Raw genomic sequence first — 22,305 nt, forward strand, 5'->3', positions numbered from 1 at the left:
TATTATTATCTACCCAAAATAGTTGGGGGTTCAGCTAGGCGAAAAATCAATTCAACCCTATGAGCATAGGTGCTCTATGTGATTAGGGCGGCCGGCGTTCCGGGGAATTGATACAGTCAACGACGCTGAAGCTTCAAATATGCAGGGTATATTAGCAGCTTAGTTGCCCATCAAAGACATGCGTAGCCGGACCTGTCATATAAAGTGGTTTGCCCACTCCTTGCCACTGAATATTCAGCGAACCACCGGGTAGATTTACTTTGACGTTTTCGTCGAGTAGCCCTTGCACAATACCTACCGCAACTGCACCACATGCGCCGCTGCCACAAGCTTGAGTTTCACCCGCACCGCGCTCATACACACGTAAGTTAACTTCGTTGCGATTAAGCACCTGCATAAAACCGGCATTGACGCGCTCAGGGAAACGTTCGTGAGATTCAAGCAGTGGGCCGAGAGTATCGACATCTGCCGTCGCGACGTCATCGACTACCGTTACAACATGGGGGTTACCCATACTCACCGCGCCACAGAACAAGGTTTTATCTTCAGTACGTAAGATATAAGTCTTCTCAGTTTGCTTGGCTTTGAACGGAATTTTACTCGGTTCAAACTCAGGCACGCCCATGTTGACCGTGACTTGATCATCCTCTTCGATGCTCAAGACCATTTTGCCTTTCTTCGTACTGACACTGACGCTGTATTTATTGGTGAGCCCTTTCATACGCACAAAGCGGGCAAAACAGCGAGCCCCATTACCACATTGCTCAACTTCACTGCCATCGGCATTAAATATTCGATAGTGGAAGTCAGTTTCTGGATCGTACGGAGCTTCTACCACCAGCAGTTGGTCAAAGCCGACACCAGTATGACGATCCGCCAGACGGCGGATCAGGTCAGGGGAAAAGAAAATATTTTGAGTAATACAATCAACGACCATGAAGTCATTACCCAAACCGTGCATTTTAGAAAAATGGAAATGCATAAGACTTCAATTACTCCGGAAGTACGTTTTCAAGCGCCCATAGGCTAGAGAGTTCTTCACGCTGACGGACTAAGTGGGCTTGCTTACCATCAACCATCACTTCCGCAGCACGAGAACGTGTATTGTAATTCGATGACATCACAAAGCCATAAGCACCTGCAGAGCGAACCGCTAGAAGATCATTTTCCTCTAGCACTAACGCACGATCTTTACCTAGGAAATCGCCCGTTTCACAGATCGGGCCAACTAAATCGTAAGCTACGGCCTCACCTTCACGAGGGATGACTGGCACAATATCTTGCCACGCTTGGTAAAGCGCTGGACGCATCAAATCATTCATTGCCGCATCAATAATGGCAAAGTTCTTATGCTCAGTGTGCTTTAAAAACTCCACTTTCGTCAGCAATACCCCAGCATTGGCAGCAATCGCACGGCCAGGCTCAAAGATCAGCTCTAAATCTTGGTGATTCTCAAGACGGCCAAGCAGCGCTTTCGCATACTCAGAGGGTTGAGGTGGTAGCTCATCACGATAAACGACCCCTAAACCACCGCCGACATCTAAGTGTTCTATGGTGACACCCTGCGCTTTAAGATCATCAATCAAAGCAAGCAAGCGATCAGTTGCGTCAATGAATGGTTCAATGTCTGTCAGCTGTGAACCGATGTGGCAATCAATACCGCGCACATCTAAGTTATCCAAGCTTTGTGCAAACTTGTAGACTGCTGGAGCACGGTCAAATGCGATACCAAATTTATTGTCACGTAGGCCGGTAGAAATATAAGGGTGGGTATTAGCATCAACGTCAGGATTAATACGCAGAGAAATCGGTGCTTTCACGCCGAGCTCACCCGCGACTTTATTCAAGCGCTCAAGCTCTGGTTCTGACTCAACGTTAAAACATTTGATGCCAAGTTCTAGTGCGCGTTTCATCTCAGCTTCTGTTTTACCGACACCGGAAAACACAACTTTGGCAGCGTCACCACCCGCAGCAATCACTCGCTCTAGCTCACCGCCAGAAACAATATCAAAACCAGATCCTAAACGAGCCAGTGCATTTAACACACCAAGGTTTGAGTTTGCTTTCACTGCGTAACAAACTAAATGAGGATGCTCACCAACCGATTTATCAAACGCGTTCCAATGGCGCTCTAAAGTCGCACGCGAATAGACGTAAAGTGGAGTTCCAAACTGCTGTGCTAGTTCCGTTAGTGAGACATCTTCAGCCCAAAGCTGGCCATCATCCTGATAGTTGAAGTAATCCAAAATTCTTTCCCTTATATTCTGATTCTATTTTATTGTGAAGGTTGCTCGTTCTGCTGAGCATCTTCAGGCATGTAAAGAGGTCCAGTTTGACCACAGCCAGCTAAGCCAAGAAGCGAAAAGATAAATAGCGCTAAGAGTGATTTTTTCATCGGTTGTATCGTGATTATTCTGTCAATGCCCCCTATAATCGCACCACACTCAAGAAAAGCAATAGGATAGATTGGATGAACGAGACTGAATTTCATCAGTTAGTAGATGTTCAAATGCAAATCATCGAGGAAATGATTGATGATTCAGGCGCGGACATCGACTACGAGACCTCTGGTAACGTGATGACCCTAGAGTTTGAAGACCGTAGTCAGATCATTATTAACCGCCAAGAACCAATGAAAGAAATTTGGCTGGCGTCTAAGTCAGGTGGTTTCCATTTCTCGCTGATCGATAATCAATGGACCTGCTCTAAGACTCACCTTGAGCTGATTACCATGGTTAAGCAAGAGTGTGAAAAGCATTGTGATGAAGAGATTGAGTGGGTCTAACCCTCAATCAGATAGATACAAAAAAAGAGCATCATCAATGCTCTTTTTTTATATCTCTTCGTTAGGCGTTGACGATTTTACTCGGCCTAGAGTAACTGGCGCCATCATTGCGATAAGGAACAATATAAGGTTCATCGTCTTCAGGGCGAACAATTTGATAGTACTGCGGAAGGTTGAAGTTGATGATCTTCGACGATAATGGATTCTCATCCTGCACCGAAGTATAGAAACTGTTCACGCTCGCAATCATCTCATCTTTTTCACCCTTGAACTGGTGATAAACTTCTACGCGATTTGACTCATCAAGCACATAAATATTGAAGCCTTGCTCGCCATCTTCAAAGAAAAACTGAATCAAGCCTTCACTAGCAAAACCATCGACCACTTCTGGCAATTGGTAATCCTGCTCTTTATCGAGCATGAGCAGTGGTGAACCTTTCAGTTTATTGGTCGAGATACTACGGTAGAAATCGACCGAGTTTTCAAGCATCTGTACCGATACACCACGACGCTCAAAGAACAAACCGTAAGTTTGCTGACCAATGCGTAACGCCTTAAAGCGGCGACGTTTTTCTTGTTCAACAGGCTTCAAACGCAGGTCAATACATTCTGCCAGTAGCTGATACACCATATTACGCATCACGCCACGCAGGTTTTTACTGTAGCAGAATACATCCACCGACTCTGGTGGGATCGCATCTTGGTGCATCTTACCCAGTATGGTTTTCAACGCATCGAGCATCGCTGTCTCGCCTTTAAAGTGCAAGGTACGCACTTCGTGCCAGGAGTTGCGATAAACCAGATCAACACTGCCGACTAAGCATTTCTGCTCTGGGCCAAAGCTGAAAATATCAGTGCTCTTTGGATCAAGTTTGAGCGACTTGCCACTAAGCTCTGATGTTGGGTCACTTTCAAAGTTGATAAACATCGCCAACTGGCTAATTTCACATGGGCTCGCCAATGCTTGCATCGTTGGGCGACGTTTACGCAGCGAGAAGGTATTACGTAAGTCACTCACCATCTGATAAAACTTATCAATGTCTAAGTGCGCATCACGAATCACAGAGTGCAAGCGTGTTGACTCAGTAATCAGGCCATTGAAGAATGACCAAGCAACCAACTTACTGAGATATTCATTGTGCTCAAGCGGTGCTTGACCAAGAATACGGTGCGGTGTTATTGGCTGTTTGTAGAGATACCAACCCGACTTATTAGTACGCCCAGGGCGAACCTCAATAAACGTCAGATCAGACTCATGTAAGTCTGGTGAAATCTGTGGATTAAGTAGCGTCACTTTACCCGGCAATACCTCAAACGCCGCATAAAGCTTACGAGCGAGAATACTGATGTCTTGCGGACTGATCGCTGACGTAATGTCGTTACGACGTGCAAACTGAATTAAGTTACGGTAGCTCTGCATTAACGCATCAAGCAAGGCATGGTGCACCACTTTGACCTGCTCTACCTTCCAGTTACGACGATCATCAAGTTCAGCAATGACTGCTGGTGACCAATCCCATTTTTTCACCATATCGGTCAAGGCTTCACGACGCCATGCAACGGAGCCAACACTGGACTCACGCGAAAGCTTTTCATGGGTTTTAAGATAGAAACAGCGGCGCACTAAGTCCAAACGCGTGGTATCACCAATACGTTCAAGGTAACGGGTTACTTTCTCAAGCATTAGATAGTACGCATCCATGCCATAGAGATCAGGCTCATGGGCAAAGAAACGACGTTTGGTGTCTAAGCTAAGAAGTTGAGTGTTTGGGTACTCCCACGAATAAGCTTCCAGCAAGATAGCCTTTAGAACAGACTTGTACGGCGAGTCGATACTCTTATACAGCTGCCATAAGTTCGAGCCAAAATATTCCTCTGCCGGGATACGATTGAGCTGACCGAAATCGATCCACTTGGAACAATCGATATAGCCTTTATTGCAAAGGTCATTCACATATTCGTCGTAGCACTCTTCCATCTCAGGTGGCACGATTTGCCACAATAGACGCTGACCCGCTAGGCGAACAGCACTGCGATAGAATTCATCAAGTAGCAGTAAGTGTTGAGATGAACCACAGTTGTCACCTGTCATTTCTTCAGAGTGGTTTGAGCGAAAACGCTGCTCATCCATCAAGAAGAAGTTAGCTTCTACACCCTGAGTTTGTGCCCAGTCAGTGATCAGTAGACATTTATTGGTCAGGCTTTCACGCTCACCAGAACTCATACTAGGAGAAACACACACCCAAATATCTAAATCACTGGATGTACTTTGACCAATAGAAGAAGTGCTGCCCATCGTATACAAGCCTAAAATGGCTGGGTTGTTCGATGTTACAAGTTCTTGACCAATCGTTAACTGTGTATCTTCTACAAACTGCTGCTGAATTTCATTAAGTGCGAAGTCACAAATCCCAAACGGAACATGTGCGTCGAAATAACCAGGCATAACTGGATGATTGAAATGAAGCAGGGTTGGAATAAGGTGGAATACACGCTGGCTTGATAAATCCATAAGCGCCAGCGCACGCTCAATGCGTTGCTGGTTAAGGTTATCAAGTCTGTTAGTTAGCGTCTTGGTGTAAGCCTGCAAGAGAGCTTCCTTGGTTCATATCCTAGATAGTGCCTTGACCATTAATTGTTCTAAAGCACCAACAAAACGTGATCAATCTAACATTTTTCTTTAAGTTGGTAAAGAAATGTACGATCGATTCGACACAATTTTGCCCACCTGAAATTATCGCTCTTAGTGTGGTACGTAACTTCTATTAATAATAATAGCCTATTTTACAAACGAGACGTTAGTCACACTCTTTTAATGATTTTATGCTAGCGAACATCAAACTTGAATCCTATTTGATAACCAATAATGCTTTTTTAACCGACAGTGGTAGGATTAGCTCATTATTTTGTTTTCAGTAGAACGCTATGACTCAATCAACTCCTATTCGAATCGCTACACGTAAAAGCCCTCTTGCTCTTTGGCAGGCTCACTTTGTTAAAGACGCACTAAAAGCGGCTCACCCAGGTCTAGAAGTTGAACTAGTAACAATGGTTACTAAAGGCGACATCATTCTCGACACACCGTTAGCGAAAGTCGGTGGCAAAGGCCTATTCGTTAAAGAGCTAGAAGTGGCGATGCTTGAAGGTCGAGCTGACTTAGCCGTTCATTCAATGAAAGACGTACCGGTAGATTTTCCTGAAGGACTAGGCCTAGTGACAATTTGTGAGCGTGAAGACCCACGCGATGCCTTTGTTTCTAACACCTACCACAATATCGATGAGCTTCCTCAAGGCGCGATAGTCGGTACTTGTAGCCTACGTCGTCAATGCCAACTCAAAGAGTACCGCCCAGATCTTGTGATTAAAGAGCTGCGCGGTAATGTCGGCACACGTTTAGGCAAGCTCGATGACGGTCAGTATGATGCCATCATCCTTGCCGCTGCGGGTCTAAAGCGTTTAGAACTCGAAGAGCGTATTAAGAGCTTTATTGAGCCAGAGCAGTCACTGCCAGCGGTTGGCCAAGGCGCGGTAGGTATTGAGTGTCGCTTAGATGATGAACGCTTAATTAAGCTGCTTGAGCCACTAAACCACAAAGAAACCGCCGATCGCGTTCTATGTGAACGCGCAATGAACCTTACTCTAGAGGGTGGCTGTCAGGTACCAATCGGTAGCTACTCATTAATTGATGGTGACAACATTTGGTTACGCGCGCTAGTTGGCGAGCCTGACGGTTCTAAGATCATCCGTGGCGAGATCCGTGGCTCACGTGCTGATGCAGAGACTCTAGGTGTAGAGCTAGCGAATCAGCTGCTTGATGACGGCGCAAAAGAAATTTTGACCAAGCTATACGCTGAGCACGAGTAATCATGTATGGCAGTACTGGTCACTAGGCCGGGAAAGCAAGGCCTTTCACTATGCCAACAGTTATCAGAGGTGGGGATCGCTAGCCATCACCACCCTCTGATTGCAATCCAATCCGGAGATCAACTATCTGGACTGGAAGATCATATCTCTTCCTTCGATATTATTATCGCTGTTAGCCAACATGCGGTAAGTGAAACTAGCCAGCATCTGACTCAAACATGCAAAAGTTGGCCGACAAATCCCATCTATCTTGCCGTTGGTCAAAAAACTGCGCACGTTTTAAGCAAAGCCGTCAAACAACAAGTACACTACCCCGATGTCAGTGATAGCGAACATTTACTCAAGCTGGAAGCTCTTCAGCATGTTGCCAATAAGAAAATCCTTATTTTGCGAGGAAATGGCGGCAGAGAACTCATTTTTGACACTCTGGCCGATCGCGGCGCTATGGTTGAGTACAGGGAAGTCTACAAACGAGAAAACCTAGCTTTCCGCTCAGATTTATTAGTGCCACTCTGGCAAGATAAACAAATAACCCAATTAGTCATAACCAGTTCAGGTCAACTTGAGTATTTTATTTCTCAATTGAGCAACGTAGAACGGAACTGGTTGTTTACGCTTCACCTTTATGTACCGAGTGAGCGTATCGCACAAAATGCACGTGAGGCTGGTTTTAAAGTGGTCACCAATACCTTAAGTGCCTCTAACCCAGTGTTGTTGGCTGCTCTCCAGCCAGATAGAACAGGACAATAAGTAATGACAAGCAAGAATAAAAACGAAAACATTGCCCCTGACCAAGACAAGCAATCGGCAGAGGATAGCAACAAGGTTGAATCAACCACGTCTGACGTTGAGCAAAAGACGACAAATGAAACAAGCGTGGAAGAAACTACGGCACAAACACCTGAAGCAAATCAATCGCAATCTTCTCAACCTGCATTCGAAGAAAAACAAGGTAAGCGAGGGGTTAAACTTGGCACCGTTGCGATTATCATCTCTATCCTATTTGGAGGCGGTCTAACGTTCCAAATACAACAAAAGAACGCCGAGTACCAAGCTCAAATCAATGCTCTGCAAACCCAGCTTAAGCAAACCCAAGATAACATCCAATCAGAGCTAGACTCGACGCAAAAGCAAGCTATCGATAAAGCGACTGAAATTACCCATCGTGCAGAAACCGTTCTTGCCCAGCAACAGAAAAGCATTGTCAGCCTTCAGGTAGCAATGGCTGATGTTAAAGGCCGTCGTCCAAATGATTGGCTACTAGCGGAAGCCGACTACTTGGTAAAACTTGCCGGTCGTAAGCTTTTCCTTGAACACGATGCAGTCAGTGCAACCAAGTTGATGGAGTCTGCCGATCAACGAATCGCTGCTTTAAATGACCCAAGCTTAGTCCCACTGCGAAAATCAATGGCAAATGATATTACTAAGCTTAAAACCATCCCACTGATCGATAGGGAAGGCTTGGTTCTGAGAATTACAGCCCTGCAACAACAAGTTGATAAACTGCCTCTCGCCAATGCTCTATTACCTGAAGCGCAGCAAGTAGAAAAACAGGTTGTATCTGAAGATGTCTATGACTGGAAAGATAATCTTATGACATCGTTGAAAGACTTCTCAGAGAACTTTATTACCTTTAGAACTCGCGATGGTAACGTCATTCCACTACTTTCTCCTCAGCAGCACTTCTACTTAAAAGAGAACATTAAAGCCAAGCTAGAGACAGCCATTAAGGCCGTCTACGTTGAGCAGCAAGAGATCTATTCAACAGCCTTAACAACCGCTGACAAATGGTCTGCGACCTTCTTCAATCAGGACTCAAATGAAGTGATTGAGTTCAACAAAGCTTTAGAGTTGCTAAGCAAGCAGACAGTACAAGTTGAATACCCAGTTAAGCTAGAAACTCAACAAGAGTTATCTGACGTGATTCGCGAGCGTCTGCGCCGTGAAGTGACCACCCTAGTAGCGGAGGACAAATAATGTTTCGACTGATTTTCCTTTTTGTCGTCCTAGGACTGGGATTATTTGCAGGCACACAATTTTCTGGCCAGCAAGGCTATGTACTGATCTCAGTTGCCAGCAAGACCATCGAAATGAGTGTCACGACACTGGTAATATTCGTCATAGCGGCACTGGCTGGCCTGTTTGGCCTTGAGTATCTAGTAAAGAAAGCTTTTTACGCAAGTTCAGCAACTTGGAACTACTTTAGTGTCCGTAAGATGCGCCGCTCGCGCCGCTACACTAACGAAGGCATCATTAAGCTATTAGAAGGTGACTTCAAAGTTGCTGAGAAGAAAGTGACTCGTTGGGCAAATCACCACGATATGCCACTACTATGTTATTTAGTCGCTTCTGAAGCGGCTCAAGGTATGGGCAACAATGAACAGCGTGATCGCTACCTTGAACTGGCAGCTAAGCAAGATAACTCAACTCTAGCGGTTGAACTCACTCGTGCGAAACAGTTAATTCGTGAAGCTGACTACAGCGCAGCGTTTGATACTTTATCTAGTCTTAAGTCTAGCTACCCAAATAATACCATTGTGCTTAACCTTCTTAAGCAAGTGTACATTGAGTTGAAGCTATGGCAGCCACTACTCGACCTACTTCCTAAGCTCGTTAAGCACAAAATCATCCTTAAAGAGGAACAAGAGCCTTTAACACAACGTGCTCAATGTGGATTGCTGCATGAAGTAGCCGCGCAAAAGGGAAGTGAGGGCCTCATTGCCCACTGGAACTCTCTACCACGAAAAGTTAAAGCAGATACTCACTTAATAGAATGTTTTGCTAAGCAATTGATCTCTCGTCAAGCAGATAGTGAAGCGTTTACGTTACTCAAAGAGACATTGAAAAAGCATCCTAACTCAGACTTATATGCTCTTCTTCCTAAGCTGAAGCTCACAGACAGTCACCCGGCGGTCGTTTTTCTTGAGGGTGTGCTACAAAAAGATGGTAACAATGCAGGTGCTCATAGCGCACTAGCTCAGTTTTATCTGCGAGAAGAAAAATGGTCTGATGCTCAAGGGCACTTTGAGAAAGCCCTCTCTGTCCGCTCTAGCGTCTCTGATTATGGTTACCTCTCTGATGCTTTAGAGAAGCAGAACCTTACAAAGGCGGCTCATGAAGTGTCTAAGAAGGCGTTAACTTTAATCAATGAACCTGCCGCGTAATAGGTAATCAAGTAAATCAAATAAGCCACTCTTACTAGGGTGGCTTTTTTATATCTAGAGAAAAGAACGACCACTATCGTGTATCGAGATGGCATCGCTGGGAAAGTACTGTCAGAGCAGCGAGCGAATATCTACAACAAGCTAAACTCTTGGTTTGAAAGGCAAAGCAGAATGGATTGATACTGTCCTAGCTAGTAAAGGATATGATTCTTTAATCGATAAAAGCTCGGATTATTTGTAGGAGAGAGACGAGTGAAAGGTCAGCATAAGCTGGCCTTTTTTGTTGTCGAGAAACGAGAAATTATTAGAGGTTAGCACTTAGTGTCAACCTACTTTGTTTCGATGAGTTAGACAGCTATGCTCACTAGTGAGGCGTCAACAGTAGAGAGTTCGCTTGAAGTAAGTCGAAAAATCAATGAGATCCCCTACTCACTCCTTCGTCGTTCTATGGAATGACAATGTGTCAGTCAAAGACCGAAGGAAGGCAATTTCTCAGCTCCAAGAAGCGCTATAGAGAGCTAGCACTATTCCTTACCTCTTAAACGCAAAAAGCCCGTTGCGTCAGCAACGGGCTTCTAAAATATGCATTCATAAACGACGAAAGCCTAGTCGTAAGACTAGGCTTTCTAAATAAGTGGCAGATGGCTGGGCTTGCAGGCAAGCGGGACTCGTTGGTCACAGACCAAATTAACCCTATACAGACGAAAAAGCCCTAGCATTTCTGCTAGGGCTTTGTCTGAATAAGTGGCGGAGCGGACGGGACTCGAACCCGCGACCCCCGGCGTGACAGGCCGGTATTCTAACCAACTGAACTACCGCTCCGCACTGGTTAGACTCTAGAGTCTAAATTTAAAGCCTGGCGATGTCCTACTCTCACATGGGGAAACCCCACACTACCATCGGCGCTAATTCGTTTCACTTCTGAGTTCGGCATGGAAATCAGGTGGGTCCAAATCGCTATGGTCGCCAAGCAAATTCTTAAAATTCGGAAAGCTGTTTAAGTTCTTAACACATTCAATATTCTTGTATTGAGTCCATCAAAACCCTTTGGGTGTTGTATGGTTAAGCCTCACGGGCAATTAGTACAGGTTAGCTCAATGCCTCGCAGCACTTACACACCCTGCCTATCAACGTTCTAGTCTCGAACAACCCTTTAGGACCCTCAAGGGGTCAGGGAAGACTCATCTCAGGGCTCGCTTCCCGCTTAGATGCTTTCAGCGGTTATCGATTCCGAACTTAGCTACCGGGCAATGCGTCTGGCGACACAACCCGAACACCAGAGGTTCGTCCACTCCGGTCCTCTCGTACTAGGAGCAGCCCCCTTCAATCTTCCAACGCCCACGGCAGATAGGGACCGAACTGTCTCACGACGTTCTAAACCCAGCTCGCGTACCACTTTAAATGGCGAACAGCCATACCCTTGGGACCGACTTCAGCCCCAGGATGTGATGAGCCGACATCGAGGTGCCAAACACCGCCGTCGATATGAACTCTTGGGCGGTATCAGCCTGTTATCCCCGGAGTACCTTTTATCCGTTGAGCGATGGCCCTTCCATACAGAACCACCGGATCACTATGACCTGCTTTCGCACCTGCTCGAATTGTCATTCTCGCAGTCAAGCGGGCTTATGCCATTGCACTAACCACACGATGTCCAACCGTGTTTAGCCCACCTTCGTGCTCCTCCGTTACTCTTTGGGAGGAGACCGCCCCAGTCAAACTACCCACCAGGCACTGTCCACAACCCCGATTCAGGGGTCAATGTTAGAACATCAACACTACAAGGGTGGTATTTCAAGGACGGCTCCAACGATACTGGCGTACCGTCTTCAAAGCCTCCCACCTATCCTACACATGTAGGGTCAATGTTCAGTGCCAAGCTGTAGTAAAGGTTCACGGGGTCTTTCCGTCTAGCCGCGGGTACACTGCATCTTCACAGCGATTTCAATTTCACTGAGTCTCGGGTGGAGACAGCGTGGCCATCATTACGCCATTCGTGCAGGTCGGAACTTACCCGACAAGGAATTTCGCTACCTTAGGACCGTTATAGTTACGGCCGCCGTTTACCGGGGCTTCGATCAAGAGCTTCGACCGAAGTCTAACCCCATCAATTAACCTTCCGGCACCGGGCAGGCGTCACACCGTATACGTCATCTTACGATTTTGCACAGTGCTGTGTTTTTAATAAACAGTTGCAGCCACCTGGTATCTGCGACTCTCGTTAGCTCCATCCGCAAGGGACTTCACCGACAAGAGCGTACCTTCTCCCGAAGTTACGGTACCATTTTGCCTAGTTCCTTCACCCGAGTTCTCTCAAGCGCCTTGGTATTCTCTACCCGACCACCTGTGTCGGTTTGGGGTACGATTCCTTATAATCTGAAGCTTAGAGGCTTTTCCTGGAAGCATGGCATCAATGACTTCACACCCGTAGGTGCTCGACGTCGTGTCTCAGCCTTAGAAAGAGCCGGATTTACCTAACTCTTAAGCCTACGCACTTGAACCTGGACAACCGTCGCCAGGCCCACCTAGCCTTCTCCGTCCCCCCATCGCAATTATAAGAAGTACGGGAATATTAACCCGTTTCCCATCGACTACGCCTTTCGGCCTCGCCTTAGGGGTCGACTTACCCTGCCCCGATTAACGTTGGACAGGAACCCTTGGTCTTCCGGCGAGGGGGTTTTTCACCCCCTTTATCGTTACTCATGTCAGCATTCGCACTTCTGATACCTCCAGCATGCTTTACAACTCACCTTCAACGGCTTACAGAACGCTCCCCTACCCAATGTAGTAAACTACATTGCCGCAGCTTCGGTTTATTACTTAGCCCCGTTACATCTTCCGCGCAGGCCGACTCGACTAGTGAGCTATTACGCTTTCTTTAAATGATGGCTGCTTCTAAGCCAACATCCTAGCTGTCTAAGCCTTCCCACATCGTTTCCCACTTAGTAATAATTTGGGACCTTAGCTGGCGGTCTGGGTTGTTTCCCTCTCCACGACGGACGTTAGCACCCGCCGTGTGTCTCCCGGATAGTACTTACTGGTATTCGGAGTTTGCAAAGGGTTGGTAAGTCGGGATGACCCCCTAGCCTTAACAGTGCTCTACCCCCAGTAGTATTCGTCCGAGGCTCTACCTAAATAGATTTCGGGGAGAACCAGCTATCTCCAGGTTTGATTGGCCTTTCACCCCTAGCCACAAGTCATCCGCTAATTTTTCAACATTAGTCGGTTCGGTCCTCCAGTTGATGTTACTCAACCTTCAACCTGCCCATGGCTAGATCACCTGGTTTCGGGTCTATATCCAGCAACTCGACGCCCAGTTAAGACTCGATTTCTCTACGGCTCCCCTAGATGGTTAACCTTGCTACTGAATATAAGTCGCTGACCCATTATACAAAAGGTACGCAGTCACACCACGAAGGTGCTCCTACTGCTTGTACGTACACGGTTTCAGGTTCTATTTCACTCCCCTCACAGGGGTTCTTTTCGCCTTTCCCTCACGGTACTGGTTCACTATCGGTCAGTCAGTAGTATTTAGCCTTGGAGGATGGTCCCCCCATATTCAGACAGGATATCACGTGTCCCGCCCTACTCGATTTCACTGAATGTGCGTTGTCGACTACGGGGCTATCACCCTGTATCGCCGGACTTTCCAGACCGTTCGTCTAACGCATATAAAGCTTAAGGGCTAGTCCAATTTCGCTCGCCGCTACTTTCGGAATCTCGGTTGATTTCTTTTCCTCGGGGTACTTAGATGTTTCAGTTCCCCCGGTTCGCCTCATTAACCTATGTATTCAGTTAATGATACATGCTTATGCACGTGGGTTTCCCCATTCGGAAATCCCAGACTCAAGTGGTTTTTACTACCTAATCTGGGCTTATCGCAAGTTAATACGTCCTTCATCGCCTCTGACTGCCAAGGCATCCACCGTGTACGCTTAGTCACTTAACCATACAACCCCAAAGAGTTTCGCGAAGCGAATCTTGAGGATGTTGTTAAACAACCAAAGTTGTCTGCATTTTTATACATGTGCAGACTCGATTTTGCCGGACTCAATTTTGAATAGTCACTAAAAGTGACATTCCCAAGAACACTTGAATGTGTTGTATTGGTGTTTGTCTTAAAGACAAACATTGAGAACTTTACAATCAACAAATAAATTGTTGATTTGTCAGCTTTCCAAATTGTTAAAGAGCTAGATTTCTAATGAAACCATTTTTAAAGATTCTTTTTCAAGAACACTTAAAGATGGTGGAGCTATGCGGGATCGAACCGCAGACCTCCTGCGTGCAAGGCAGGCGCTCTCCCAGCTGAGCTATAGCCCCATCAGGTGTTGATACTGTGTGCCAATCTCACAAGGGAAATTGGTGGGTCTGAGTGGACTTGAACCACCGACCTCTCGCTTATCAGGCGAACGCTCTAACCACCTGAGCTACAGACCCAGTATCGTCTCTTAAACTACATAAACCATCAATCTGTGTGGACACTCATCGTGAGTAATCATCGTATAAGGAGGTGATCCAGCCCCAGGTTCCCCTAGGGCTACCTTGTTACGACTTCACCCCAGTCATGAACCACAAAGTGGTAAGCGTTCTCCCGAAGGTTAAACTACCTACTTCTTTTGCAGCCCACTCCCATGGTGTGACGGGCGGTGTGTACAAGGCCCGGGAACGTATTCACCGTGGCATTCTGATCCACGATTACTAGCGATTCCGACTTCATGGAGTCGAGTTGCAGACTCCAATCCGGACTACGACGCACTTTTTGGGATTCGCTCACTCTCGCAAGTTGGCTGCCCTCTGTATGCGCCATTGTAGCACGTGTGTAGCCCTACTCGTAAGGGCCATGATGACTTGACGTCGTCCCCACCTTCCTCCGGTTTATCACCGGCAGTCTCCCTGGAGTTCCCGACATTACTCGCTGGCAAACAAGGATAAGGGTTGCGCTCGTTGCGGGACTTAACCCAACATTTCACAACACGAGCTGACGACAGCCATGCAGCACCTGTCTCAGAGTTCCCGAAGGCACACCAGAATCTCTTCCGGCTTCTCTGGATGTCAAGAGTAGGTAAGGTTCTTCGCGTTGCATCGAATTAAACCACATGCTCCACCGCTTGTGCGGGCCCCCGTCAATTCATTTGAGTTTTAATCTTGCGACCGTACTCCCCAGGCGGTCTACTTAACGCGTTAGCTCCGAAAGCCACGGCTCAAGGCCACAACCTCCAAGTAGACATCGTTTACGGCGTGGACTACCAGGGTATCTAATCCTGTTTGCTCCCCACGCTTTCGCATCTGAGTGTCAGTATCTGTCCAGGGGGCCGCCTTCGCCACCGGTATTCCTTCAGATCTCTACGCATTTCACCGCTACACCTGAAATTCTACCCCCCTCTACAGTACTCTAGTCCACCAGTTTCAAATGCAATTCCGAGGTTGAGCCCCGGGCTTTCACATCTGACTTAATGAACCACCTGCATGCGCTTTACGCCCAGTAATTCCGATTAACGCTCGCACCCTCCGTATTACCGCGGCTGCTGGCACGGAGTTAGCCGGTGCTTCTTCTGCAGCTAACGTCAAGTGAGGCCGCTATTAACGACTCCACCTTCCTCACTGCTGAAAGTACTTTACAACCCGAAGGCCTTCTTCATACACGCGGCATGGCTGCATCAGGCTTGCGCCCATTGTGCAATATTCCCCACTGCTGCCTCCCGTAGGAGTCTGGACCGTGTCTCAGTTCCAGTGTGGCTGATCATCCTCTCAGACCAGCTAGGGATCGTCGCCTTGGTGAGCCCTTACCTCACCAACTAGCTAATCCCACCTGGGCATATCCTGACGCGAGAGGCCCGAAGGTCCCCCTCTTTGGCCCGAAGGCATTATGCGGTATTAGCCATCGTTTCCAATGGTTATCCCCCACATCAGGGCAATTTCCCAGGCATTACTCACCCGTCCGCCGCTCGACGCCCTTAACGTTCCCCGAAGGTTCAGTTAAGTCGTTTCCGCTCGACTTGCATGTGTTAGGCCTGCCGCCAGCGTTCAATCTGAGCCATGATCAAACTCTTCAATTTAAGATTTTGTTCGGCTCAATGAATACTGACTTCAAAACTACTAATGTAATTTTAAAGCTATTATCGTTCCAACAGAACGATAATGAATTGACTGTGCCAAGTCCGAAGACTCGTTTGGTCACTTCGTTTCATTGAAACCTAATTTGATACCGAGGTATCTAATTGGATTATCATCAACGAGTGCCCACACAGATTGATAGGTTTATATTGTTAAAGAGCTTTTCTTTAAGAAGTCAGCGTTAGCGCTTTCTCTCAAAGTGGACGTGCATTTTAGCGATTCAGACTTCAGTGTCAAACACTTTTTTGAAGTTTTTCTTAAAATCTTTTTTGAAGAAGTTAAGTAGCTAAATTGTCTTATTCATCCTACCGACTTGTCGCTGAAGCCTTGTGGCGTCTGCCGTGTCAGTGGATGCGCATTATAGGGAGTTCAGACTTTATCGCAACCCCTTTTTCAAAAAAAAATGAAAAAAATGAGCGTTCGTTGAATTTATATTCAAAACCAAACAAAAAGGGAGCAAAACGCTCCCTTTTTCACCAGATTCATTAGGTTTTAAATAAACGCGTACGCATCTGCAAACATTCTTTCTGCTTGCGCCTGCTTATTTAAAGTGAACTGTTCTCTTGCCGCACCCGCCATTTCAAAACGACCCGCTATATAGATATCAAATTCAGCCAGTGAGTCAAAATCTTGCTCGACAGCTTGAAGTACGTTGCCTGTTTTACCAGCCCACTCACTTGGTGCTTCTTCTACTACAGGCACAAAGTGCACATTGTTATGCTTTGCGGCAATTTCTTCTAATTCAGATTTCGCATACAGCTGGCATTCATCACGACCACCCCAATATAGGTGAATGTCGTTTTTTAGCTCTTGTGCCACACAGTGGTCCAAAATTGAACGTACGTAACTAAAGCCAGTGCCACCAGCAATTAGTAATAGAGGACGCTCACTCTCTTCTTGCACCCAAGCATCACCATGAGGAGCATCAATGGTGATCTCTCCATCTTGTTCAAGAGCCGCTTTCATTGCTTCAACGACTTCTAGTGCGTAAGCATTTTGCTCTGCTGCACCGATATGTAGCTCCAGTTCACCCTCATGGCGACATGGGCTGCTCGCGATAGAGAAAGGTCTTTTATCCTTCTCCCCCATTACAACCATTAAGTACTGGCCCGCTTTAAAGTCTACTGGGCTTTCCGGATGTAATAAGATTTGGTAAGTATTGCAAGCCAACGGCTGAATTGACTTTACTTTGCATTGAATAGTCATTTTGTTCCTCTTACTTACTCTTCAAAAGTAAGCACTAATTTACTTTCTGCGAAGGCTTGGCAAGCAAATATCCATCCTTGTTGTTGCTCTTTATCAGTGAGCATTGGTTCAAGGTGATAAGAGACTGTTCCTTCTAGTTTACGACACAAACAGGCTGCACATGCACCAACCTGGCAACGGTGTGGAAAATTAATATTATTGTTGAGCGCGGCTTCCAACACCGTTTGTCCATCCTGCACTTCAAATTCTAGGTTATCGGGCTGCAAGATGACGGTATGCTTCATAGGATACCCAACTTATCCCAGAACGCATCGATTTTTGCTACAAGTTGGCGATCTTTCTTGATAGGTGTGCCCCATTCTCGAACAACTTCTTCACCTTCAACCTTGTTCGTCGCGTCTAGTACTAAACGTGAACTGTTTTTTTCGAAAGCCAATATTTGTTTCGTATCTCGAGAGGGATCCATTCGAGTGGTAATCGCCCAGATAATGTCATTCCAGTCTGTGGCATTAACGTCATCATCACACACAACAATAAACTTGGGCGCTCCTCGCTCTTGAAGAAACAGCTCAATTTTTTCGGCTAGTTGTTGTGATTGCCCTGCGCACTCTTTCTTCATCGTCACAATAGCAAAGCTGTTATTCACTGCAGTCGATGGAATATAAATATCAACGACTTCTTGGTTCTGGTCGATAAAGACATCAAGCTCGGTTCGTGTTAACTGAAAGCTTTGTTCCTCAACCTGCTTTGAACCCACCAACTCTGCTTCCCACTTAATCGTTGCATCTAAGCCCATCTTAGATCCAAGCCCAACCACTGGTGAGGCAAAATCAAGAGAATCAATCGGTGTATTTTCAATGAACAATGTGTCTCGCACCGGGTCCATGTGCTCTGTCATCGCTTTAACGACATCATCCCAGTTACGAGCATCGACTTTTTCATCACAGACAATGACAAATTTGGTATACATAAATTGGCGTAGGAAAGACCATACCCCCATCATCACGCGCTTAGCATGACCTGGGTATTGTTTTTTCATCGTCACAACGGCCATTCGATACGAACAACCTTCCGGAGGAAGATAGAAATCTTCAATCTCTGGGAATTGCTTTTGCAGGATAGGTACAAACACTTCGTTAAGCGCAACCCCCAATACCGCTGGTTCATCTGGCGGACGGCCCGTGTAGGTGCTGTGGTAGATAGGGTCTTTACGCATGGTGATGTGAGTAATGGTAAACACATGGTGCTTTTCTTTCTCATTGTAATAGCCAGTATGGTCACCATACGGGCCTTCATCAGCGAACTCATTGGGATCGATATAGCCTTCCATTACAATCTCAGCACTTGCTGGGACTTCGAGATCATTACTAACAGATTTAACTACTTCTGTTTTGCTCCCACGCAGTAAACCCGCAAAGGCATATTCTGAAAGCGTATCTGGTACTGGCGTTACAGCGCCGAGAATGGTTGCGGGGTCGGCACCAAATGCGACCGAAACAGGGAAAGGTTCACCCGGATTGGTTTCCATCCAATCACGCAGATCCAGCGCACCTCCTCGGTGAGCTAACCAACGCATGATAATCTTGTTCTTGCCGATTTTCTGCTGACGGTAGATACCCAGATTTTGGCGTTTTTTATTTGGACCTTTTGTCACGGTTAGGCCCCAAGTAAGAAGTGGTGCAACATCTCCTGACCAGCAACTCATTACCGGGACTTTATCAAGATCGACTTCATCACCTTGCCATACGATCTCTTGACAAGGTGCTTTGCGCAGTCGCTTAGCTGGCATATTCAATACCTGCTTAAACACCGGCAGTTTATCCAGCGCATCTTTAAAGCCTTTTGGTGGCTCCGGCTCTTTTAAGTAAGCCAGTAGTTTTCCCACCTCTCGCAATTGCTTAACGTCTTGACGCCCCATTCCGATCGCAACACGTTCTGGTGTGCCAAACAGGTTGGTCAACACAGGCATGTCATAACCAATCGGGTTTTCAAATAGGAGCGCGGGCCCTCCGGCACGAAGCGTACGATCACTGATTTCTGTCATTTCGTAATCAGGGTCAACAGGGTGAGAGATGCGTTTAAGCTTCCCTTGTTTTTCTAGATGAGCGATAAAATCGCGTAAGTCCTTAAAACTCATAGGCCTATCAGTGAACTGGTTAATCTGCAGGCAGTATAACAAAAAAGAGGAATCGACCGATCCCTCTTTTTATTGTGGTTATATCTCAAAATACTACTGACTGAGTACACTCAAAATAGCGCGGCTATTAACCCGCTGATTGCTATTGGCAAGCTCCTCCAACCAAGAGGAGTAGCCTTGGCTAGCGAGTTCTCCAGCAATAAATTTTGCATCATCAGAGGTGGTCATTCTAGCAACTAAGAAGTTCTGAACTTCAGGAGACATCGGGCGCACTTTAGTTAATTCGGTAATTGCCCGTTCTTTAAGGCTTGGGTTACTTGCCGCTTGCATGACTTGGTTAAGAGAGAACTCATTACCCACGCGCGCTAAACGCACTAACTCACGCTCACTATTAAAGTCGGCTTTCATTAACCACAGTAGTTTATATACCTCGGCACTCTCACTCACTTGTGCCAACCTAACCATCACTTCCGATGAAGGTAACCAACTGGTGACAGCCTCTTGGGTTAACTGATCAGTTAAGCCTTTGACAGCCTCTAGCGATAAACTGTCTAGTTCACGTATCAACAGCGCTTCACGAGCCTGAACCTGATATTCGCTGCCCTTGAGCCAATCCTTAAGAACCAATTCCCCTCGTTCAGCTTCAAGGACAAAAGCGAGAGTGGATTGATCTTGCTGCCACTGTTTCAGTAAACGATGAGCGATAACTGGATAATTAAAGGCTGGAACGGAAAACTCATAGCCATCGCCTCTTTCCAATACTTGATAAGTAGGAACCATAGATTTTTGCTGCTCGACAAACAGCGCCATCTTAGGCGTTAAGATGAGATTCTGATCTTCAATCTTTTTGAGTAGTAAGTAGCGGGAAACTTCTTGGACAGGCAAAGCAAGCCTTTGCAGAGCAAAGTTGAGTCCATCAATATCATCTTCGACCACAAACTGAAGCAGTTCTGCGATCTTGTCATGAACTTGTGGTTCTTGAAGCCATTGCTCAACTCGCTGGGGCTGCATTTCCGTTGCAGTAGCGACTGGTACACCAATGAGAAGCGTTGCTGATAGGAGTACCGACGACAACATTCCTTGTTGCATGTTAACCTCCTTGTAACATTTATCTCATTGTGCTCGTTCTACTGAGATAATGCAAACAAAAACGCCACCGATAACGGTGGCGTTCTATAAAATAGCTTTTTCAGAAATTACTGACGACGCATTGCATCGAAGAACTCATCATTGGTCTTCGTCATTGCTAGCTTATCAATCAGGAATTCCATTGCATCGATCTCGCCCATTGGGTGAACAATCTTACGTAGAATCCACATCTTCTGCAGTTCTTCGTTCTTAGTTAGTAGCTCTTCACGACGAGTACCACTACGGTTGAAGTCAATTGCTGGGAATACACGCTTCTCTGCAATCTTACGGTTCAGGTGAATTTCCATGTTACCTGTACCTTTAAACTCTTCGTAAATAACTTCATCCATCTTAGAACCAGTATCTACTAGTGCTGTTGCCAGAATAGTTAAGCTGCCGCCTTCTTCTACGTTACGAGCCGCACCGAAGAAACGCTTAGGACGGTGAAGTGCATTTGCATCTACACCACCAGTAAGAACTTTACCTGATGAAGGAACTACCGTGTTGTAGGCACGAGCTAGACGAGTAATAGAGTCAAGCAGGATAACCACGTCTTTCTTGTGTTCAACAAGGCGCTTCGCTTTCTCGATTACCATTTCTGCCACTTGAACGTGACGAGATGCTGGTTCATCGAACGTTGATGCAATAACTTCACCCTTAACAAGGCGCTGCATCTCAGTTACTTCTTCTGGACGTTCATCGATAAGAAGAACCATTAACTCACACTCTGGGTGATTGTAAGCAATACTTTGAGCAATGTTCTGTAGCAACATTGTCTTACCCGCTTTTGGCGGCGCTACAATCAGACCACGCTGACCTTTACCAATTGGTGAAGCTAAATCTAGAACACGAGCAGTAATATCTTCTGTCGAACCATTACCACGCTCCATCACCATACGCTCGTTTGCGTGTAGCGGCGTCAAGTTTTCAAATAGGATCTTGTTACGCGCGTTATCTGGCTTGTCAGCGTTGACAGTATTCACTTTAAGTAGAGCAAAGTAACGCTCACCATCTTTTGGTGGGCGAATCTTACCGGCAATGGAATCGCCTGTACGCAAGTTAAAGCGACGAATCTGACTTGGTGAAACGTAAATATCGTCTGGACCAGCAAGGTATGAGCTGTCCGCACTACGTAAGAAACCAAAACCATCTTGAAGTATTTCTAGAACACCATCACCAAAGATATCTTCGCCGCTCTTAGCGTGAGCTTTTAGGATAGCAAAGATAATGTCTTGCTTTCTTAGACGAGCTAGGTTTTCTAAACCTAAGCTTTCGCCAAGTTTAACAAGGTCAGACACAGGTCTGTTTTTAAGTTCGGTGAGGTTCATGGTGGTTGATGCTTGTTTAGTCAAAATAAGGATCTATTTTCTAGTTAAGAAGGATTTGGTCTCAGGATCGACCAAGAAGAGAACTTGTTTAATTAACGTGCGATAAATTAGCACTAAATAGTAGACTAGTCTAGATTTTGTTGGTATTCAAAAAACAAAACCGTGCACTATTCGATGCACGGTCTTATCTAACTATTATAGGTTAGCGTCTAGGAACTCTTTAAGTTGAGTTTTAGACAGCGCGCCTACTTTAGTTGCTGCTACGCTACCATCTTTGAATAGAAGTAACGTTGGAATACCACGAATACCAAACTTAGGTGGAGTACCTGCGTTTTGGTCGATATTTAGTTTACCGATAGTGAGTTTGCCTTCGTACTCGTCTGCGATTTCGTCCAAAATAGGCGCAATCATCTTACAAGGACCACACCATTCTGCCCAAAAATCAACAAGAACTGGGCCTGCAGCGTTAATTACGTCGGCGTCAAAACCGTCATCAGTTAGCTGCAAAATCTTATCACTCATCTTCCACTCCAATGTGTTTTTTCGGAACTGGTTGGATGATAACCAGTATTTAGA

15 protein-coding genes, 3 tRNA genes and 3 rRNA genes are annotated in these 22,305 nt (G+C 46.1%); 5 read left to right on the forward strand and 16 right to left on the reverse strand.

Translation table 11 applies throughout. The features are described 5' to 3' along the window. Positions 1-151: 151 nt before the first annotated feature. The 3 genes from dapF to lptM are packed head-to-tail and all read right to left on the reverse strand — an operon-like array spanning position 152 to position 2,395. The gene (gene dapF, locus VIA_RS00250) at positions 152-982 is read right to left on the reverse strand and encodes a diaminopimelate epimerase (protein WP_004418014.1); all 831 of its coding nucleotides are present in this window, start codon (positions 980-982) and stop codon (positions 152-154) included. 10 nt (positions 983-992) lie between these two features. Continuing rightward, positions 993-2,246: a diaminopimelate decarboxylase gene (gene lysA, locus VIA_RS00255; protein WP_004409612.1), complete on the reverse strand. Its 1,254-nt coding sequence runs from the start codon at positions 2,244-2,246 to the stop codon at positions 993-995. Positions 2,247-2,275: 29 nt separating this feature from the next. Next, a complete protein-coding gene (gene lptM, locus VIA_RS22640) occupies positions 2,276-2,395 on the reverse strand; it encodes an LPS translocon maturation chaperone LptM (RefSeq protein WP_004409613.1) in 120 nt (39 codons plus the stop codon). Between the two features lie 75 nt (positions 2,396-2,470). On the opposite strand from lptM, the gene cyaY reads away from it, so the two are divergent. After that, positions 2,471-2,785: an iron donor protein CyaY gene (cyaY, locus tag VIA_RS00265; RefSeq protein ID WP_004409615.1), complete on the forward strand. Its 315-nt coding sequence runs from the start codon at positions 2,471-2,473 to the stop codon at positions 2,783-2,785. Between the two features lie 61 nt (positions 2,786-2,846). Here cyaY and VIA_RS00270 read toward each other — a convergent pair whose 3' ends face one another. Continuing rightward, positions 2,847-5,375, reverse strand: a complete 2,529-nt coding sequence (locus VIA_RS00270; protein WP_004409617.1) for a class I adenylate cyclase — start codon at positions 5,373-5,375, stop codon at positions 2,847-2,849. A 335-nt stretch (positions 5,376-5,710) separates the two neighbouring features. Here VIA_RS00270 and hemC point away from each other — a divergent pair, with 335 nt between their 5' ends. The 4 genes from hemC to VIA_RS00290 are packed head-to-tail and all read left to right on the forward strand — an operon-like array spanning position 5,711 to position 9,813. Then, positions 5,711-6,649: a hydroxymethylbilane synthase gene (gene hemC, locus VIA_RS00275; RefSeq protein WP_004409618.1), complete on the forward strand. Its 939-nt coding sequence runs from the start codon at positions 5,711-5,713 to the stop codon at positions 6,647-6,649. Positions 6,650-6,655: 6 nt separating this feature from the next. Beyond that, entirely contained in the window at positions 6,656-7,399 is a 744-nt protein-coding gene (locus tag VIA_RS00280; RefSeq protein WP_004409619.1) for a uroporphyrinogen-III synthase, read from the forward strand. A 3-nt stretch (positions 7,400-7,402) separates the two neighbouring features. Continuing rightward, positions 7,403-8,626, forward strand: coding sequence for a uroporphyrinogen-III C-methyltransferase (locus VIA_RS00285; protein ID WP_004409621.1), 1,224 nt, complete (start codon positions 7,403-7,405; stop codon positions 8,624-8,626). Beyond that, positions 8,626-9,813, forward strand: a complete 1,188-nt coding sequence (locus tag VIA_RS00290; RefSeq protein WP_004409623.1) for a heme biosynthesis protein HemY — start codon at positions 8,626-8,628, stop codon at positions 9,811-9,813. Before VIA_RS00285 ends, VIA_RS00290 begins: the two co-directional genes overlap by 1 nt. 745 nt (positions 9,814-10,558) lie before the next feature. Here the strand turns inward: VIA_RS00290 and VIA_RS00295 are convergent. From VIA_RS00295 to trxA, 12 genes are all read right to left on the reverse strand, one after another. Continuing rightward, a tRNA-Asp gene (locus VIA_RS00295) sits at positions 10,559-10,635 on the reverse strand. 32 nt (positions 10,636-10,667) lie between these two features. Then, positions 10,668-10,784, reverse strand: a 5S ribosomal RNA gene (gene rrf / locus VIA_RS00300). A gap of 87 nt (positions 10,785-10,871) precedes the next feature. Then, positions 10,872-13,762, reverse strand: a 23S ribosomal RNA gene (locus tag VIA_RS00305). 298 nt (positions 13,763-14,060) lie between these two features. Beyond that, positions 14,061-14,136, reverse strand: a tRNA-Ala gene (locus VIA_RS00310). A 40-nt stretch (positions 14,137-14,176) separates the two neighbouring features. Next, positions 14,177-14,253 (reverse strand) — tRNA-Ile (locus VIA_RS00315). 66 nt (positions 14,254-14,319) lie between these two features. After that, positions 14,320-15,872: ribosomal RNA gene (locus VIA_RS00320) — 16S ribosomal RNA — on the reverse strand. The 16S, 23S and 5S rRNA genes sit together here with 3 tRNA genes alongside, the layout of an rRNA operon. A gap of 550 nt (positions 15,873-16,422) precedes the next feature. Continuing rightward, a complete protein-coding gene (gene fre / locus VIA_RS00325; RefSeq protein WP_004409625.1) occupies positions 16,423-17,136 on the reverse strand; it encodes an NAD(P)H-flavin reductase in 714 nt (237 codons plus the stop codon). 14 nt (positions 17,137-17,150) lie between these two features. Beyond that, positions 17,151-17,420, reverse strand: coding sequence for a 2Fe-2S iron-sulfur cluster-binding protein (locus VIA_RS00330; RefSeq protein WP_004409626.1), 270 nt, complete (start codon positions 17,418-17,420; stop codon positions 17,151-17,153). Then, positions 17,417-19,273, reverse strand: coding sequence for a 4-hydroxy-3-polyprenylbenzoate decarboxylase (gene ubiD, locus VIA_RS00335; RefSeq protein WP_004409627.1), 1,857 nt, complete (start codon positions 19,271-19,273; stop codon positions 17,417-17,419). Before ubiD ends, VIA_RS00330 begins: the two co-directional genes overlap by 4 nt. Before the next feature lie 93 nt (positions 19,274-19,366). After that, positions 19,367-20,362, reverse strand: coding sequence for a hypothetical protein (locus VIA_RS00340; protein WP_004409628.1), 996 nt, complete (start codon positions 20,360-20,362; stop codon positions 19,367-19,369). Between the two features lie 107 nt (positions 20,363-20,469). Continuing rightward, positions 20,470-21,729 carry a transcription termination factor Rho gene (rho, locus tag VIA_RS00345; RefSeq protein WP_004417675.1) on the reverse strand — a complete coding sequence of 420 codons (1,260 nt, stop codon included), beginning with the start codon at positions 21,727-21,729 and terminating at the stop codon, positions 20,470-20,472. A gap of 195 nt (positions 21,730-21,924) precedes the next feature. Continuing rightward, on the reverse strand, positions 21,925-22,251 hold the full coding sequence (gene trxA / locus VIA_RS00350; RefSeq protein ID WP_004409639.1) for a thioredoxin TrxA: 327 nt from the start codon (positions 22,249-22,251) through the stop codon (positions 21,925-21,927). Between the last annotated feature and the right edge of the window lie 54 nt (positions 22,252-22,305).

Source organism: Vibrio orientalis CIP 102891 = ATCC 33934 (assembly GCF_000176235.1).
Lineage (GTDB): Bacteria > Pseudomonadota > Gammaproteobacteria > Enterobacterales > Vibrionaceae > Vibrio > Vibrio orientalis.